This is a genomic window from Aliiroseovarius sp. S253 (assembly GCF_049800855.1).
Classification (GTDB): domain Bacteria; phylum Pseudomonadota; class Alphaproteobacteria; order Rhodobacterales; family Rhodobacteraceae; genus Aliiroseovarius.
Genome location: NZ_JBNAFW010000001.1, coordinates 2,115,293 through 2,132,275, shown reverse-complemented (window position 1 = coordinate 2,132,275; position 16,983 = coordinate 2,115,293). Strand labels below are relative to the sequence as shown.

Sequence of the window (16,983 nt, the reverse complement as noted above, 5' to 3'; positions counted from 1 at the left end):
ATGGCCATGCGGTGTATGGGGTGTGTAAACTGTGTAAGTTGTTGTTTTGTTGTTTTTCTTTTGAGCTTGAAATCCACGAGTGATGAAAAAGCCCCCCCGGACCTTTCCATGTGCACCACTGAACGAGACAGAGACCATTGTGCGATCGTACCCGGAGGGTCGGAAGGTATCGTACTGGCGACATCTCGGGCTTTGGTCGCAAATGGGGTGTATGTCTTCATGTTGGGACGTGACGCAGCAAAGCTGCAGGCCGCTGTTGAGGAAACAGATCCGACAGTCGCCGAACAGCTTGTTCCCTTCACAGGTGATGTGACAGACGCGTCCATCAGACAGGAACTGGTTGCCGCGACTGTCGAACGTTTTGGTGGCCCCGACATCCTTTTGAACAATGCTGGTGGCGGCAGTGAGAACCGGTTCTTGGAAGACATTGATCAGGTTGATTTTCAACAGGTCATGGCACTGAACCTAGACAGTAGTTTTGACCTGTGCAGGCTGGTTGTGCCTTACATGAAGGCCCGGAAAGGGGGCATCCCACAGACCATTTCTGGTGCACCCGCGTCAGAAGTGATGATTGCAGCCCTTTATCCAAAAACAGAAACAGCCCCAAGTGTCGGGGCTGTTTGTTTTACTTATGAAGCTATCTAACTGCGAGCGGCGCTAGCGGTTTAGATGTCTCAGGTCCGGAACACGCGGTAGATTGCGGGGATCACCAGAACCGTCAGCAGGGTCGAGCTGAGCAAGCCAAAGAGCAGCGACAAAGCAAGACCTTGGAAGATCGGGTCGACCAAGATCACCGCCGCGCCAATCATTGCTGCAACGGCGGTCAACAGGATCGGCTTGAAGCGGATCGCACCCGCTTCGATGAGCGTTTCCACCTTGTCCTTCGCGGGATCTGCATGCCGGATGAAATCCACCAGCAGGATCGAGTTCCGCACGATGATGCCGGCCAAGGCAATGAACCCGATCATAGACGGTGCCGAGAAAGGCGCGCTGAACAGCCAGTGCCCACCCATGATCCCAACGAACGTCAAGGGGATGGGCGTTAGGATCACTAGCGGCAGTTTGAACGATCCAAACTGCGCGACGACAAGGATATAGATCCCAAGTAGCGCGACGGCGAAGGCAGCGCCCATATCGCGGAACGTGACCCAAGTGACCTCCCATTCGCCATCCCACAAAAGGGTAACGATGCTTTCGTCGTCGGGTTGGCCGTTCAGGCTGATCACGGGTTTTGTACCCTCTTCCCACTCCATGGCGTCCAACTGCTCGGCCACGGCGATCATACCATAGACCGGGGCTTCGAAGTCACCGGCGACCTCGGCGGTGACCATTTCTGCCGTGCGACCGTTGTGACGAAAGATCGGGTACGAGGCCAGTTCCTCGGTGATCTCGATCACGTCGCCAAGCTCCACGACACCGCGCGCGCCGGGCAGGGCGTTGGCCGGGATGGGGGTGGACAGGAAGCGTTCGTCCAGAACCCGGTCTGCCTTGTCGCGTTCAACAACGATGGGGATCGGATAGCGGCCGTCACCGCGATGCGAATACCCTACGGTTTGTCCGTGGTTCAGCAAAGCCAGCGTCGAGAAGACGTCCTGTTCCTGCACGCCGAAGAACTCCAGCTGGTCGGGCGAAATCGTGATGCGAAGACGGCGCGGTTGTTCCCCGAAGCTGTCATCGACGTCGACAACGAAAGGCACGCCGTCAAATGCTGCACGGATCTTGCTTGCGGCCTCGCGCCGGGTTTCTGCGTCGGGGCCGTAAACCTCGGCCAGCAGGGTGGCCATGACCGGCGGGCCGGGGGGCGGCTCGACCGTTTTCACATTGGTGCCCGCAGGCAGATCAAGTTGGTTCAACCGCTCACGCAGCTCCAATGCAATCTCGTGACTGGTGCGTTCGCGATGCTCTTTATGATCCAGCAAGATCTGCACGTCGCCCAGATGAGGCTGCGTGCGCAGATAGTAGTGCCGGACTAGACCGTTGAAGTTAAAGGGCGCGGCGGCCCCTGCATGGGTCTGCGCAGATACCACCTCGTGCATCTGCAACGCTTCCCGCGCCACGGCTTGCGCCACAGCATCGGTCGCCTCGATCGATGATCCTTCGGGCAGATCAACAACGACCGACAGCTCGGACTTGTTGTCGAAGGGCAAAAGCTTGACCGTAACGTCCTTGGTATAGATCAGTGCAAGCGACCCAAACGAGATGACAACAGCGACCAGAAGGAAGGTCAGGCTGATGGTTTTGGTCTTCAGCAAAGGACGCGCGACCGCGGCATAGATCCGCCCCAAATTGCCTCCAACGTGACCTTCTTCACCATGATCATGTGCAGGCGCTTTGCCCGCAATCTTGATCATCAGCCACGGTGTGATGATCACCGCCACAAAGAACGAAAAGATCATTGCAGCAGAGGCATTCGCGGGGATCGGGCTCATGTAGGGTCCCATCAGGCCGGACACGAACAACATCGGCAGAAGGGCGGCCACAACGGTCAGGGTCGCGACGATGGTCGGGTTGCCCACCTCGGCGACGGCGCGAATGGCCTTGGTTACGCGATCCGCCTTGTCGGGCATGCCCCAATGGCGGGCGATGTTCTCGATGACAACGATCGCGTCATCCACAAGGATCCCGATCGAGAAGATCAGAGCGAACAGTGACACACGGTTCAGTGTGTAGCCCATCACCCACGCCGCAAAGAGAGTCAGTAGAATGGTGACCGGGATCACCACCGCCACCACGATGGACTCGCGCCAGCCGATGGTGAACAGCACCAATGCCACGATGGATACCGTCGCCAGACCCAGGTGAAACAGAAGCTCATTGGCTTTCTCGTCCGCTGTTTCTCCATAGTCGCGGGTGACGTCGATCTGAATGGTGTCAGGGATCAGGTCGTGTTCTAGCATGTGGACACGGTGGAGGATTTCCTCGGCGACGACCACGGCGTTGGCACCAGCACGTTTGGCGACCGCCAGCGTGATCGCGGGGGTGCGGATGATCTCTCCGTTCTCGCCACGTGTGACGTTGGCAACGATCTTATCCGAGGTATCAGGCACGAAGCTGACATTGGCGACGTCACGAACGTACACCGGGCGGTTGTCTCGCGTGGTCAGAAGCAGGTTGGCCACATCAGAAGACGCCTGAAGGGTCTGGCCGGTTGCCAACAAAATCTGTTGCCCATTGTCACGCACGTACCCGTTGTTGAACGCGCGGTTGGCACCTTGGACCTTACCCGCCAGCTGCTGCAAGGTTACACCATACAGTGCCAGACGCTCGGGGTCAGGGGCGATGCGGATTGCTTCGGGGCTTTCGCCGACCAGATAGGTCAGACCAACATCTTGGATCTTTGCGACCTCAACCTGCAGTTTGCGTGCAATGCGGGTCAGGTCGTTCGCTGTCGTTTGCCCCGCCGAAGGCTTAGCCGACAACGTCAGCGACACGATGGCCACGTCGTCGATTCCCCGACCCACGATCAGAGGCTCGTCGATCCCAACAGGGATGCGATCCATATTCGCGCGCACCTTGTCGTGTACCCGCAAGATCGCGGTATCCGCCGAGGTGCCGACCAGAAATCTAGCCATTACAAGGGCATAGTCATCGCTAGTCTGCGAATAAACGTGTTCAACACCGTTGATGCCCTGCACGATGGATTCCATCGGTTCGGTCACCAGTTTTGCGGCGTCTTCCGCCTTCAGACCCGGCGCTTGGATATGGATATCCACCATCGGGACCGAGATTTGCGGCTCTTCTTCCCGCGGCAGACTGATCAGCGCCACTAGGCCCACGGCAAGGGCCGCCAAAATCATCAAAGGTGTCAGCGCCGAGCCGATGAATGCTTTGGTTAGCCCGCCCGCGATGCCCAGAGAGGTCGTGTGTGGTTGCTCACTCATGATTGGCCACCAACTGTTCGCCTTCGGTCAGACCCGACAGGATTTCAATCATCTCGTGGCCGTCGATTTTGCGCGATCCACCGGTGACGACGGTACGCTGCGTCTCTGATCCGTCAGCGGTTAGGACAGTGACGAAATCCAACCCCATGCGGGTGGAAACAGATGTGACTGGCACCAATAAGGCAGTTGATTTGCCAACCGGCAGCCGCACCAGAACGCGCGCGTCCACGAAATCTGTGGCCATGCCTGCGAATTCAACGTCGACAATCACGCGGCCGTTTTCGATCTGGGGATATAGTTTGGCCAGAACGCCGGTGGTCTCGCCCTCGTCGCTGCCGATACGAATTTCTGAACCTTCTTTCAGGTAACCGGCATGACGTTCAGGCACAGCGAGGCGCAGGAAAAATCCACCGCCGCCAATCTCGGCGACACTTTCGCCGGGCATGATGACAGATCCTTCGGTGACGGGCACCTGAAGCACGGTTCCGCCAATTGGGGCAAGCACAGCCCCTTCAGTTTCCAGTTGCTTAAGAACGCTTCGTTCGGCCTGCGCTGTACCGATCTGTCCTTTGATTACATCCACTTGTGTGCGCAACTGATCCAACTGCTGGGCCGTGGCGACGCCGCGTTTCAGCAGGTCTTCGCCGCGCTGAAGGTCAGCTAAGGCCGTTTCCAACTGAGATTCTAAAGAGGTCAGTGTTGCATCAATCGCATTCAGTTGCAGCGTCAGCTTTTCATCGGTGATGCTGGCAATCTGTTGGCCCTTCTCAACTTTGGACCCCTCGGATACGGCGATCGAGATGATCGTCCCCCCAAGCCGCGAACGTGCCTGTACACGGTCACGCGCTTCGATCCGGCCGAAGACGGCTTTCCATTCGGTAACGTCGGCACTGTGTGCAACAAAAGTCTCTTCCGCCAAGGTCGCAAGCGGGAACAAGACGGCCAAAACAGGCACAAAGAACTTAAGCATCGCGGTCTCCTATCCGGTGGGTGGCCCAAGCTAATTCAATTGCTTCTGAATTTCACAAGACGAGCGCCAATTTCGCTATTGAATATAAGCACGCTCATTCGATGGGTAATTGACAAGGATCAACACCTGCGATGCAGACAGATTGCAGGCGCAATCGCGTGTTACCTGATAGAGACCACGCAATGGGCCCGTGTTCGGAAGGTCTTATCTACCCCAAGGCAACCCGGGGTCTTCCACTGGCTTCGACCGTCACCGAACACTCGACAAAGACATCTTGTCCTTCGACTTGTGCAGATCGGACATCTCGGTCGACAATGATGCGAATGTCTTCAGCGCCCGCTTCCTTTGCGGCGTCCCGTGCATCCGCACGCAGATGGTCCTCCATGACCTTCATCGCCTGTTCCGCGTCGTTGAAATCCTGTGGCCCAGATGCCAGATGAACGCGGAATCGGCCCTCGGTTGGGGACGTCACGGTGCCTGAGCGGCGAAATGTGACACGCCCGACAACCGCCCCGACGGCGTTGGCAACGCCAGAATGCTCTGGCAATCGCATCTGGCACTGCAGTCGCTTTCCGACAGCCGGGTAATAGCTTGGCGCCGAGGCGCCCAAGCCGACGACTTCGACATTCAGGGCGGTGTTCAAGGCAAGCAAACCACGGTGATTTGCGAGGCCGCGCTGTGTCAAAACATGTCGCGCCAATACCTCGGCAGGCAGTCCGAAATCTTGGTCTTCTTCGGCAAACGCGGTTTCAAGCAGGGTCAATGCGGTCTGCTCGGTCATCTGATCCACGATCAATTGCGCCATCTCTTCCGGAGTGGGCGCCAAGCGCGCGCCGCTACCGATACGTTTGCGGCAAAACAGTTCAAGCCCTTTGCGCGCTGCCTCGACATCCCAGGCGTCCAAACGTCCCAAAACGTGGCTTGCGTCAGAGGGCGTCACCCCGGACACCTGAACGATGCCGCGATCAACCAATCGGGTCAGTGCGCTGCCCTCAAGCCGGGTTCTCAGAAGCTTGTTCAGAGGAACGACATCTCCTCCGAGGCGTTCAAGCAACGTCTCGGCCCGTGTGTCGATGCCATCAGTCGGCACACCGGGTACGCGGCGTGCGAACCGAGCGTCATATTCGCTAGGGGCGCTCATGCGCAACTGCGCGTCTAGCTCTGCATGGACCACATCTCCGGCTTCCGCCGCGATCAATGACACCGGCAGCACCCGGCGTGGTCCCAGAAAAACACCACCCTTCAATCCTTCGGTGACAGGATGGACTTGGCTGTCGCCGCCTAAACCGTGGGTCCGCATGGCCACAGCTTCGACCATGGTGCGAAACCCGCCAACCCGAGCGCCTGCGGGATCGATCATGGGTTTTCCATCGCGGATCAAGGCGACATCCGTGGTGGTTCCGCCAATATCAGATACCAAGGCGTTCTCGACATTGGTCAACCAGCGCGCGCCAACGATTGAGGCAGCAGGGCCGCTGAGGATGGTTTCAATGGGACGCTCGCGGGCCTGTTCGGCGCTCATCAAGGCACCGTCGCCACGAACTACCATCATCGGCGCATCAATTCCGATATCGCGCAACGTATCCTGTGCCCGACCAATCAAGCGATCAATCATGCCGATCAACCGTGCATTCAGCACCGCCGTCACCGCGCGTTTGGGGCCATTCAGTTTGGATGACAACTGATGAGAGCAAGTAACGGGTGCGCCTGTGATCTCGGTGATGATCTGTGCCGCTTCAAGCTCGTGGGCCGGATTGCGCGTCGCAAACTGCGCTGCGACGGCGAACCCGGAAACTCCGTCATGAGAGCTTAAGAAATCTTTCAGCGCTTCGAGATCCAGCGTTGCGGCTTCTCCGCCGGCGTGATTATGACCCCCGGCTATCACCAAAGCCGGATCCCCTTTCAAGGCGTCTTTCAGCCCGTGCTTTTCAAGATCACTTTCGCGAAAGCCGATATAAATCAAAGCAACACGACCGCCTTGGCCTTCGACCAGAGCGTTGGTTGCCAGAGTGGTCGACAACGAAGCCATCGAAACCTCGGAAGGCGCGATGCCAGCATCTTCCAGTACCGCCCGAATGGCCTTTCCCATGCCGATCGCTAGGTCAGTGCGGGTGGTCAGCGATTTCGCACTGGCGATGACATCGGCTTCGTCCCGGATCAATACCGCATCGGTATAAGTTCCGCCCGTATCAACCCCTAATGACAACACCATGTCCGCTCCCTCGTGAGTAAAAGCCCCAGTCCTTTCGGGATCGGGGAATCGCAAAGATTAGTGAACCTCGTTTTGGGCCAGTTTCAAGCGTAAGAACGGTCCATTTCCGTCATTCAACGACCCAGAGATGGAAGCAATCCAAATTTCGGTCCGCCGCCGCCCTCTGCGAGGTCTGAATGCGCGGTTAATTGGTGGATCCAATCCGAGTCTACGATGAACTTCGGGACATATGTCGATTCTGGCGTCAAACTTGTCCAAAAGCGAAAAGGTACTTGCCAGCATTATCAATCTTCATAGGAGATGAAAGAACAGGAGCCCTCATGCGATACTCTGCTTTGAGACTAATCAAGGAAAGCCTGACCGGGCACAAAGGTTGGGGGCCGCAATGGCGCGATCCTGACCCGAAGGACGCCTATGATTATGTAATCATTGGCGGCGGCGGACATGGGTTGGCCACTGCCTATTATCTGGCGAAAGAGTTTCAGGGTGCACGGATCGCGGTGCTGGAAAAGGGCTGGATCGGCGGCGGTAATGTTGGCCGGAACACGACGATTATCCGCTCGAACTATCTGCTCGACGGGAACGAGCCATTCTACGAGTTTTCGCTGAAGCTGTGGGAAGGTCTTGAGCAAGACCTGAACTATAACGCGATGGTCAGCCAGCGCGGCATTCTGAACCTCGTCCACACCGATGCGCAGCGCGATGCGGCACGGCGGCGCGGGAATGCGATGATCCTGAACGGATCAGACGCAGAGCTTCTGGACACGAACGGCGTGCGTGCGCTGTATCCGTTCCTGAATTTCGACAATGCCCGCTTCCCGATCAAAGGTGGCCTTTTGCACCGGCGTGGCGGCACCGTGCGTCACGATGCGGTCGCTTGGGGATACGCGCGCGGCGCAGACCAGCGCGGCGTGGACATCATTCAGAATTGCAAAGTCACGGGTTTCAAAATCGAAGGCGGTCGCGTGCTGGGTGTCGAGACCTCGCGCGGGTTCGTTGGTGCCAAGAAAGTTGGCGTCTCGGTCGCGGGCAGCTCCAGCCGGGTGATGGCGATGGCGGGCATGCGTCTGCCGATTGAAAGCCATGTGCTTCAGGCCTTTGTGTCCGAGGGGCTGAAACCCTTCATTCCGGGCGTGATCACCTATGGCGCGGGTCACTTCTATTGCAGCCAGTCCGACAAAGGCGGACTGGTCTTTGGCGGCGATATCGACGGCTACAATTCCTACGCCCAACGCGGCAACCTGCCGGTGGTCGAGGATGTGATCGAAGGTGGCATGTCACTGATCCCGGGTCTTGGCCGCGCACGGCTTCTGCGCAGCTGGGGTGGCATCATGGACATGTCGATGGACGGATCGCCCTTCATCGACAAGACCCATATCGAGGGTCTCTATTTCAACGGCGGCTGGTGCTATGGCGGCTTCAAGGCCACGCCCGCTGCTGGCTTCTGCTTTGCCCACCTTCTGAAAACCGACCGTCCGCATGAGACCGCCAAAGCCTATCGGTTGGACCGGTTCATGACCGGGCACATGATCGACGAAAAGGGCCAAGGCGCCCAACCAAACCTGCACTGACACAGCTGCGATTTGAGGAACTGAACCGATGATCATCAACCATCCGCTTCTTGGACCGCGCGACGCGCAAGAGTTCACCTATCTGGGCGACGCGGGCCTGATCAACCGTCCCTATTGGCTGTCGGAAAACGCTCTGCGCGAGTTTCACGACTATCTGCATCTGCGCGAAAATCCCGCCGGTCTGCACCGCGAACTGTGGTTTCACGAGCAGGGCGACCGCTCGTGGCTGGTCGTAACCCGCGACACCACCACGCATGAGATCACAAAGGTCGAACTGGCCCGCGACGTCGCCCGCGCCAACCGCGCCGCCGAGGTGATGCAATGAAGCAGGCAAATCGCCTTTCCGGCGGGCTGATCGACCGGTCGGCCACGCTGAATTTCAGTTTTGATGGCAAAAGCTATCAGGGTCATGCGGGCGACACGCTGGCCTCGGCGCTGTTGGCCAATGGCGTGCGTCTTATGGGGCGTTCGTTCAAGTATCACCGCCCGCGCAGCGTGCTGACCGCCGGGTCCGAGGAACCCAACGCGCTGGTCGAGCTGCGTTCTGGCGGCCGTCAAGAGCCCAACACCCGCGCCACCGTGGCCGAGATTTATGACGGTCTTACAGCCAACTCGCAAAACCGCTGGCCGTCGCTGGAACGCGATTTCATGGCGATCAATGATCGCTTCTCGAATTTCCTAAGCGCGGGATTTTACTACAAGACTTTCATGTGGCCGCGCGCGTTCTGGGAGAAACTCTACGAGCCGATCATCCGCAAAGCCGCCGGTCTTGGCAGCCTGACAGGCGAGGGCGACCCCGACGTATATGACAAGGGCTTCCTGCATTGCGACCTTCTGGTCATCGGCGCTGGACCTGCAGGTCTGGCCGCTGCGCTGACCGCAGGCCGTGCAGGCGCACAGGTGATCATCGCGGACGAAGACTTCCGTCTGGGTGGGTGTCTGCTTGCCGACACCGGATCGCTGTCGGACCAGTCCGGCGCGGATTGGGTTGAACAGGCACAAGCCGAGCTGGCCGAGCTGCCTAATGTCCGTGTGATGCCGCGTACAACAGTGTTTGGCTCGTACGATCACGGCGTCTATGGCGCGGTCGAACGGAACGCCGATCACCTGATCGCCCCCGAGGCCGACAAGCCGCGCCAGACGCTCTGGCGGATCTATTCCAAACGCGCACTGGTCGCTGCCGGTGCGATTGAACGCCCGATCGGGTTTGAGAATAACGACCGTCCCGGCGTGATGCTGGCCGGTGCCACCCGCGCCTATGCCAATCGCTATGCGGCCACGCCCGCGCAGTCGGTTGTGGTGTTTGCCAACAACGATGACGCCCATCAGACCGCCCGCGACCTGATCGCCAAAGGGGTCGAGGTGCCCGCCGTTGTGGATATCCGACCGGAAGCACCCGCGATTGAGGGCATCGAAGTACTGGCCGGAGCACAGATCATCGACACCAAGGGCCGACTTGGCCTGAGCTCGGTCACCGTGCGCTTGGCAAACGGCCAGACCCGCGTGATCCCCTGCGGTGCACTGGCGATGTCTGGCGGCTGGAACCCCAACCTTGGCCTGACCTGCCATCAGCGCGGCCGTCCCGTTTGGAACGACAATATTCATGCCTTTGTACCGGGGCAGGGTCTGCCGTCGGGCCAAAGCGTTGCAGGGGCTGCCATGGGCGAAATGTCGACCCATGCGGCGCTGACCGGTGGCGCTGCGAAAGCTGTCGAAGCGCTCTCTGATCTGGGCATCTCTGCGACCCCTGCGGATCTTCCCAAAGCCGAAGACGCACCCGTCACGCTCACCCCATTCTGGCATGTCTCGGGCGCCAAACGCGCGTGGTTGGACTTCCAGAACGACGTCACCGTCAAGGACGTGAAGCTGGCGCATCAGGAAAACTTCACATCCGTCGAGCACCTGAAACGCTATACCACGCTGGGCATGGCGACCGATCAGGGCAAAACCTCGAACGTCGGCGCACTGGCGGTGATGGCCGAGCTGACAGGAAAATCAATCCCCGACACCGGCACAACCATTTTCCGCCCGCCCTATACGCCCGTCTCGATGGGCACGCTGGCAGGCCGTGCGGTGGGCAAGGAATTCCACCCAACCCGCCTGACCCCCAGCCACAAATGGGCCGAGGAACAGGGCGCCGTGTTTGTCGAAGTTGGCAACTGGTTGCGCGCGCAATGGTTCCCGCAGAAAGGTGAAACGCATTGGCGTCAGTCTGTCGACCGCGAGGTTCTGGCGACCCGCAACTCTGTCGGCATTTGCGACGTGACCACGCTGGGAAAGATCGACGTTCAGGGCGCGGATGCCGCTGAATTTCTGAACAAGATCTATGCCAATGGCTTCGCGAAACTGCCCGTGGGCAAGGTGCGCTATGGTTTGATGCTGCGCGAAGATGGCGTGGCCTATGACGACGGCACCGCCGCCCGTCTGGCCGAGGATCATTTCGTCGTCACCACCACCACCGCCAATGCGGTTGTGGTCTATCGCAACATGGAATTTGCTCGCCAATGCCTGTGGCCGGATCTGGATGTGCAGCTGATTTCGACGACCGACGCCTGGGCGCAATACGCCGTCGCCGGCCCCAACGCGCGTAAGCTGTTGCAAAAGATCGTGGACCCCGAATTTGACATCTCGAACGAGGCGTTCCCCTTCATGGGATGTGCCGAGATTACCGTCTGTGGCGGCTGCCGCGCGCGGCTGTTCCGGATCTCGTTCTCGGGCGAGCTGGCCTATGAAATCGCCGTCCCCACCCGCTATGGCGATGCCTTGATGCGTCAGATGATGGCGGCGGGCGAAGAGTTCAACGTCACGCCTTACGGGACCGAAGCGCTGGGCGTCATGCGGATCGAAAAGGGCCACGCGGCGGGCAATGAACTGAATGGCACCACGACAGCTCTGAACCTTGGGTTGGGCCGGATGGTTTCGACCAAGAAGGATTGCATCGGCAACGTGCTGTCACGTCGTGATGGGATGACCGCAGAAGATGCGCTGAACCTCGTGGGTCTGCGCCCGGTGGACGCGTCGAAATCTGTGCCTGCAGGCGGCCATCTGATGAGTGCCTCTGGTCCCGTCGATGCGGCCCATGATCAGGGCTATGTCACTTCGGCTGCTTACTCACCAATCCTTGAAAGTTCGATCGGGCTTGGCTTTGTAAAGTCTGGGTTTGATCGGATGGGCGAACAGTTGCGGCTGGTTAACCCACTGGAAGGACAAGAAGTTCTGGTCGAAATCGTCAGCCCACATTTTGTCGATCCGGAAGGAGAGAAGCTCCGTGCATAAGTTAAAACCCATCACCCCGCTGGGCGCGGAAGAACCGCGAGTGGACCAAATCGGAACGCTGACCATTGCCGAGGTTGTGGATCAAGCGCTGGCGTCTGTGGCCGCGCGCGAAGGGCAACTTGCCGCGCTTCAAAAGGCGTTGCCACTAACCTTGCCGGGAGTCGGGAAATCCGCAACGCAGGGCGATTTCACGGCCTTCTGGACCGGTCCCGATCAGTGGATGATCTCTGCCGGTCACGATCAGCACGAATTGCTAGCGGCAGAACTGAAACAGATCGTGGGCGACACGGCGTCGGTCGTAGAGCAGACCGATGGCTGGTGCCGGTTTGACGTCTCGGGCGACGCGCTTTGTGATCTGTTTGAACGCCTGTCCAACGTGCCCGTGCGCACGATGGCTACCGGAGACGTAATCCGCGGAACGGTTGAACATCTGGGCGCGTTCTTGTGGCGACTGGCGGACGATCGAATGGTCGTGATCGGCCCGCGTTCGTCGGCGGCGTCACTGCATCATGCGCTGGTGGCGGCGGCCCGTTCGGTCGCCTAAACTGATAAAATCACGAGGGCAGCGCGTCGCTGCCCTTGACCCGCATCGAGTTCTTGGCCCGCCGATCCGCAATCGGTGTCATCCCGAAGCTTTCGCGATAGTGCCGCAGGAATGCGCCGGGCGTGGCATAGCCAACCATGAAGGCGACCTCGGTCACGGGCGTGTTGGAATACAGCACCAGTTGGCGCGCCTGTTTCATCCGCATTTTCCGGTAATACTTCAGCGGGCTCTGCCCCGTCGCTTCTTTGAAGCTGCGCTCAAGCGAGCGGGTCGAGACGCCCACCGCCTCGGCCACTTTGCTGATCTGGATCGGGCTTTCGATATGCGCGGCGAAATGCTCAATCGCGCGTTCGACTTGCTTGGGCAGCAGGTCCTGACTTTTCGCCGTGTCATGGGCTGGCGTCTTTTGCGCGGCGGCGGCGCTGCGGATATAGGGGTGCTGAAACCAGCAGGCGACCTCGGCCATGATATCGCCGCCCAGACGGTCTTCGATCAGGGCCAGCATATGGTCAAACGCCGCTGATGCGCCAGAAATGGTGGTGTAGTCCCCATCTTCGCAAATCACCGTGCTTTGCGCCGGGATGTCGGGGAATTCGGCCTGAAAGGCGGCCTCGTAACACCAGTGCACGGATAACGGATTCTCGCGCGTCAGACCAGTACGGGCCAAGGCGAAAACCCCGCCACTGATCGATCCCAGACGGGTCTTGCCGCGTTGGTATCGCTGAAGGGCGGCGTTGGCCCGGGATGGGGTCGCGAAGCGAGCGTTGGGGCTGGCGGTAAACAGCAAAACATCCAGCTCTCCGGCCTCGGACAGCGTGCAATCCGGGGCAAAGCTGACCCCAGCTGACGAGTCGACTGGGGCGCTGTCTTCGGCAATCACCTTCCAGCGAAACGCCTGTTGTCCCGAGATTTCATTGGCGGCGCGCAGCGGTTCGATACACGACGTCAGGCAGGCCATCGGAAAACCGGGAAAGATTAGTATGCCAAGTGTCAGAGGCGGTTGTGCAAGGCTTGCATCTGTCATGAGGGCATTCCCATCAATGTGTCTTGCGAGATCTCGGCAGCGATCTCCAGAATATGCCGTTCCAGAAGGCGTGCTGCCGGGGACAGGGTCGAATCAGCACGGCGCAACAGGTGAATTTCACGCTTTGCTTGCGGTTCTGCGAGCGGACGGAAGACCAGACCCGTCGAGTTTGCTGCCCTGACTGCCATTTCCGGCAGGATTGTGATTCCAATATTGGCCTGCACCATACCCGTGATCGATGTCAGGTTATGGGCCGACAGCAGCGCTTTTTCGTGCAACAAGATCGACGGTTCGGCGCTGATCCCTGCGGACAGAGAGTTTGCGATGAGCCGCTCATCGGTCAACGCATCCCACGTGACCGGACCGGTGTCCTGTGCCAGCGGATGGGACGGCGCGCAGATGACGCCAAACGTGTCGGACAGAAGGTGCTGACTGTTCAGCCCCACGTTCTGCTGGCCCATTGTCGCGATGCCGATATCAATTCTATCGCGGTCTAGTTCATGCAGGATCGAGCTTGAATCCATGTCGCGAACTTCGATGTCTACATTGCCGTAGTCATTGATATGGCGCGAAAAAACCTGCGGGATGATGGTGCCCGCGACCGACGGTACGGTCGCTATGCGCACGTGGCCGTGGGTGGCCTTGGCAAAACCCTCGATCGCCTTCACGGTGTTGTCGAACTGCTGCAGCTCGCGCTCGGCCTGTTCCAGAACGAACGCGCCTAGCGCGGTCAGTTTGCTTTTGCGGTCAGTTTCAAACAGCGGCTCACCCAGATGGGTTTCCAGCTGCTTCAGCATCATGGACACGGCCGAGGGCGTGCGCCCCAACGTTTGGGCCGCGTCGCTAAGATTGCCGCTGCGGGCGACCGTGGCAAAGCCACGTAGCATTTCGATTTTCAGCGCCATAGCGATTACACTTCAATTTACCTGAAATAACCTTAAGGAATTTGAGTTTGATTGAAGTATGGTAAAAAGTCCATACCCAACGAAACTGACTTCTGTGTGAGGCGACACTTCCATGACCGATATCCAAAAGAACCTGATTGCTGGCGAATGGCTGGCAGGCGTAAGCGAAATTGAAAACCGTAACCCTTCGGATCTGACCGATCTGGTTGGCGTCTTTGCGCAGGCCAGCAGCGACCAGCTGGAGGCCACGCTGGACCAAGCCAAAGTGGCACAGCGCGAATGGGAAGCCTATGGCATGGAGCGCAAGCAGGCGGTTCTGAACGCCATCGGCAACGAGCTGATTGCCCGCTGCGAAGAGCTGGGCACGCTTCTGGCCCGTGAAGAAGGCAAGCCCTTCGCGGAAGGCAAAGGCGAGGTGTATCGCGCCGGCCAATTCTTCACCTATTACGCAGCCGAATGCCTGCGTCAGTTGGGCGAGAACGCAGACAGCGTGCGCCCGGGCGTCGAAATCGACGTGCGCCGCGAAGCAGTTGGCACCGTCGCCATCATCAGCCCCTGGAACTTCCCGACCGCAACCGCGTCGTGGAAGATCGCACCTGCCCTGTGCTACGGCAACGCCGTGGTTTGGAAGCCCGCCAACGTAACGCCCGCCTCGGCTGTTGCTCTGGCTGAAATCATCAACCGTCAGGACATCCCGAAAGGTCTGTTCAGCCTGGTGATGGGCGCAGGTCGTGAAATCGGCCAGCGTCTGGTGGAAAGCCCGAAAGTGAACGCCATTTCCTTCACCGGCTCGGTTCCGGTGGGCAAAGGCATCGCTTCGGCTGCAATCCAGAACCTGACCAAAGTTCAGATGGAGATGGGCTCGAAAAACGCTCTGGCCGTGATGGACGACGCCGATCTGGATCTGGCTGTAACGCTGGCACTGGGTGGCGCCTTCGGTGGCACCGGTCAGAAATGTACCGCGTCATCGCGTCTGGTTGTGCACGAAGCCATCCACGACGCCTTTGTTGAAAAACTGGTGGCTGGCACGCAGGCCATGAAAGTTGGGCACGCGCTGGAAGATGGCACCCAGATGGGTCCTGTCGTCAGCGAACAGCAGCTTTCAGAAAATCTGGCCTATGTTGATCTAGGCAAAACTGAAGGTGCCGAACTGGCCTGCGGCGGTGCGCGTCTTGAGATGCCGCATGACGGTTTCTATATGTCGCCGGGCGTGTTCCTGAACACCACCAACGACATGCGCATCAACCGCGAAGAAATGTTTGCGCCGCTGACCGCCGTGATCAAGGTTGGCAGCTATGACGAAGCACTGGCCACCGTCAACGACACCAACTTCGGCCTGACTTCGGGCATCGTGACGAAATCGCTGGCCCGCGCCACGCATTTCCGTCGCAACGCCCAGACCGGTGTTGTCACCGTGAACCTACCGACCGCTGGCACCGACTACCACGTGCCGTTCGGTGGCCGTGGCGACAGCTCGTACGGTCCGCGTGAGCAGGGCAAGGCAGCAGCCGAGTTCTACACCACCGTCAAGACTGCATACATCAGCGCCGGTCCTGTCTGATGCGGATCGACGGTCTTCAATACGCCAACTGGTCCGAGAAGATCTTCCGCCAGCTTCGCGAAGGGGGCGTGGATGCAATCCACGTCACCATCTCGTACCACGAGAACTTCCGCGAAACGGTTCTGAACTTTGAAAAGTGGAACCGTTGGTTTGAGCAGTATCCCGACCTGATCATGAAGGGTCTGTGGGCTTCGGATATCGACGTGGCCCGAGAAACCGGGCGCACGGCGGTGTTCTTCGGCTTCCAGAACCCGTCGCCAATCGAAGATGACATCGGTCTGGTCGAGATCGTCCACACCCTTGGTGCGCGTTTCATGCAGCTGACCTATAACAACCAGTCGCTTCTGGCGACCGGCTGTTACGAGGCCGAAGACATGGGCATCACGCGTATGGGCAAACAGGTCATCAAAGAGATGAACCGCGTGGGTCTTGTGGTGGACATGAGCCATTCGGCTGATCGGTCGACGATCGAAGCCGCCGAGCTGTCCGAGCGTCCCATCGCCATCACTCACGCAAATCCGTATGACTGGTCGCCCGCCCTGCGCAACAAGCGCGATGCGGTGATCCGTGCGGTGACCGAAAATGGTGGGATGCTCGGCTTTTCGGTCTATCCGCACCACCTGAAAGACAAGGGTGACTGCACGCTGGAAAGCTTCTGCGAGATGATCGCACACACGGCGGACAAATACGGCGCAGAGCATCTGGGGATCGGCACCGATCTTTGTCAGGACCAACCCGACAGCATCGTTGAATGGATGCGTGTGGGTCGTTGGACCAAGGAAATCGACTATGGCGAAGGGTCCAAATCCGCGCCCGGTTTCCCCCCGATGCCCAGCTGGTTCGAAGACAACCGCCACTTTGGCAACATCGAAAACGGCCTGAAGGCCGTGGGCATGGATGACGGCGAGGTTGCCGGCATCATGGGACGTAACTGGTACCGCTTTTTTGCAGAGAATTTTGGCCCTCAGACAGGACGTTAAGGGGCCGGGGACGTGAAACTTGGCCTCGAGCGAACAGGAGGGGCCATATCTAGGGAGAG

12 protein-coding genes are annotated in these 16,983 nt (G+C 59.0%); 7 read left to right on the top strand and 5 right to left on the bottom strand.

Features of this window, described 5'->3' with window-relative positions; genetic code table 11:
* Nucleotides 1-108 precede the first annotated feature (108 nt).
* Complete coding sequence (locus ACP15F_RS10395) at nucleotides 109-645, top strand: SDR family oxidoreductase (protein WP_424940721.1); 537 nt, start codon at nucleotides 109-111, stop codon at nucleotides 643-645.
* Nucleotides 646-674: 29 nt separating this feature from the next.
* Here ACP15F_RS10395 and ACP15F_RS10390 read toward each other — a convergent pair whose 3' ends face one another.
* From ACP15F_RS10390 to ACP15F_RS10380, 3 genes are all read right to left on the bottom strand, one after another.
* Complete coding sequence (locus ACP15F_RS10390; protein WP_424940720.1) at nucleotides 675-3,881, bottom strand: efflux RND transporter permease subunit; 3,207 nt, start codon at nucleotides 3,879-3,881, stop codon at nucleotides 675-677.
* Complete coding sequence (locus ACP15F_RS10385; RefSeq protein WP_424940719.1) at nucleotides 3,874-4,851, bottom strand: efflux RND transporter periplasmic adaptor subunit; 978 nt, start codon at nucleotides 4,849-4,851, stop codon at nucleotides 3,874-3,876. Before ACP15F_RS10385 ends, ACP15F_RS10390 begins: the two co-directional genes overlap by 8 nt.
* 208 nt (nucleotides 4,852-5,059) lie before the next feature.
* Nucleotides 5,060-7,063, bottom strand: a complete 2,004-nt coding sequence (locus tag ACP15F_RS10380; protein ID WP_424940718.1) for a hydantoinase/oxoprolinase family protein — start codon at nucleotides 7,061-7,063, stop codon at nucleotides 5,060-5,062.
* A 320-nt stretch (nucleotides 7,064-7,383) separates the two neighbouring features.
* Between ACP15F_RS10380 and ACP15F_RS10375 the strand changes: the two genes are divergently transcribed.
* The 4 genes from ACP15F_RS10375 to ACP15F_RS10360 are packed head-to-tail and all read left to right on the top strand — an operon-like array spanning nucleotide 7,384 to nucleotide 12,454.
* Nucleotides 7,384-8,634, top strand: a complete 1,251-nt coding sequence (locus tag ACP15F_RS10375) for a sarcosine oxidase subunit beta family protein (RefSeq protein ID WP_424940717.1) — start codon at nucleotides 7,384-7,386, stop codon at nucleotides 8,632-8,634.
* Between the two features lie 28 nt (nucleotides 8,635-8,662).
* On the top strand, nucleotides 8,663-8,959 hold the full coding sequence (locus tag ACP15F_RS10370; protein WP_108857908.1) for a sarcosine oxidase subunit delta: 297 nt from the start codon (nucleotides 8,663-8,665) through the stop codon (nucleotides 8,957-8,959).
* Nucleotides 8,956-11,910, top strand: coding sequence for a sarcosine oxidase subunit alpha family protein (locus ACP15F_RS10365; RefSeq protein WP_424940716.1), 2,955 nt, complete (start codon nucleotides 8,956-8,958; stop codon nucleotides 11,908-11,910). The genes ACP15F_RS10370 and ACP15F_RS10365 overlap by 4 nt, the downstream gene beginning before the upstream one ends.
* Entirely contained in the window at nucleotides 11,903-12,454 is a 552-nt protein-coding gene (locus tag ACP15F_RS10360) for a sarcosine oxidase subunit gamma (RefSeq protein WP_424940715.1), read from the top strand. The genes ACP15F_RS10365 and ACP15F_RS10360 overlap by 8 nt, the downstream gene beginning before the upstream one ends.
* Nucleotides 12,455-12,464: 10 nt before the next feature.
* Here ACP15F_RS10360 and ACP15F_RS10355 read toward each other — a convergent pair whose 3' ends face one another.
* Nucleotides 12,465-13,478: a GlxA family transcriptional regulator gene (locus tag ACP15F_RS10355; RefSeq protein ID WP_424940714.1), complete on the bottom strand. Its 1,014-nt coding sequence runs from the start codon at nucleotides 13,476-13,478 to the stop codon at nucleotides 12,465-12,467.
* Nucleotides 13,475-14,383, bottom strand: coding sequence for a LysR family transcriptional regulator (locus tag ACP15F_RS10350; RefSeq protein WP_424940713.1), 909 nt, complete (start codon nucleotides 14,381-14,383; stop codon nucleotides 13,475-13,477). Before ACP15F_RS10350 ends, ACP15F_RS10355 begins: the two co-directional genes overlap by 4 nt.
* 112 nt (nucleotides 14,384-14,495) lie before the next feature.
* On the opposite strand from ACP15F_RS10350, the gene ACP15F_RS10345 reads away from it, so the two are divergent.
* Both ACP15F_RS10345 and ACP15F_RS10340 read left to right on the top strand, forming a co-directional pair.
* On the top strand, nucleotides 14,496-15,944 hold the full coding sequence (locus ACP15F_RS10345) for an aldehyde dehydrogenase family protein (RefSeq protein WP_424940712.1): 1,449 nt from the start codon (nucleotides 14,496-14,498) through the stop codon (nucleotides 15,942-15,944).
* Nucleotides 15,944-16,924, top strand: a complete 981-nt coding sequence (locus ACP15F_RS10340; RefSeq protein ID WP_424940711.1) for a membrane dipeptidase — start codon at nucleotides 15,944-15,946, stop codon at nucleotides 16,922-16,924. The genes ACP15F_RS10345 and ACP15F_RS10340 overlap by 1 nt, the downstream gene beginning before the upstream one ends.
* Nucleotides 16,925-16,983: the final 59 nt, after the last annotated feature.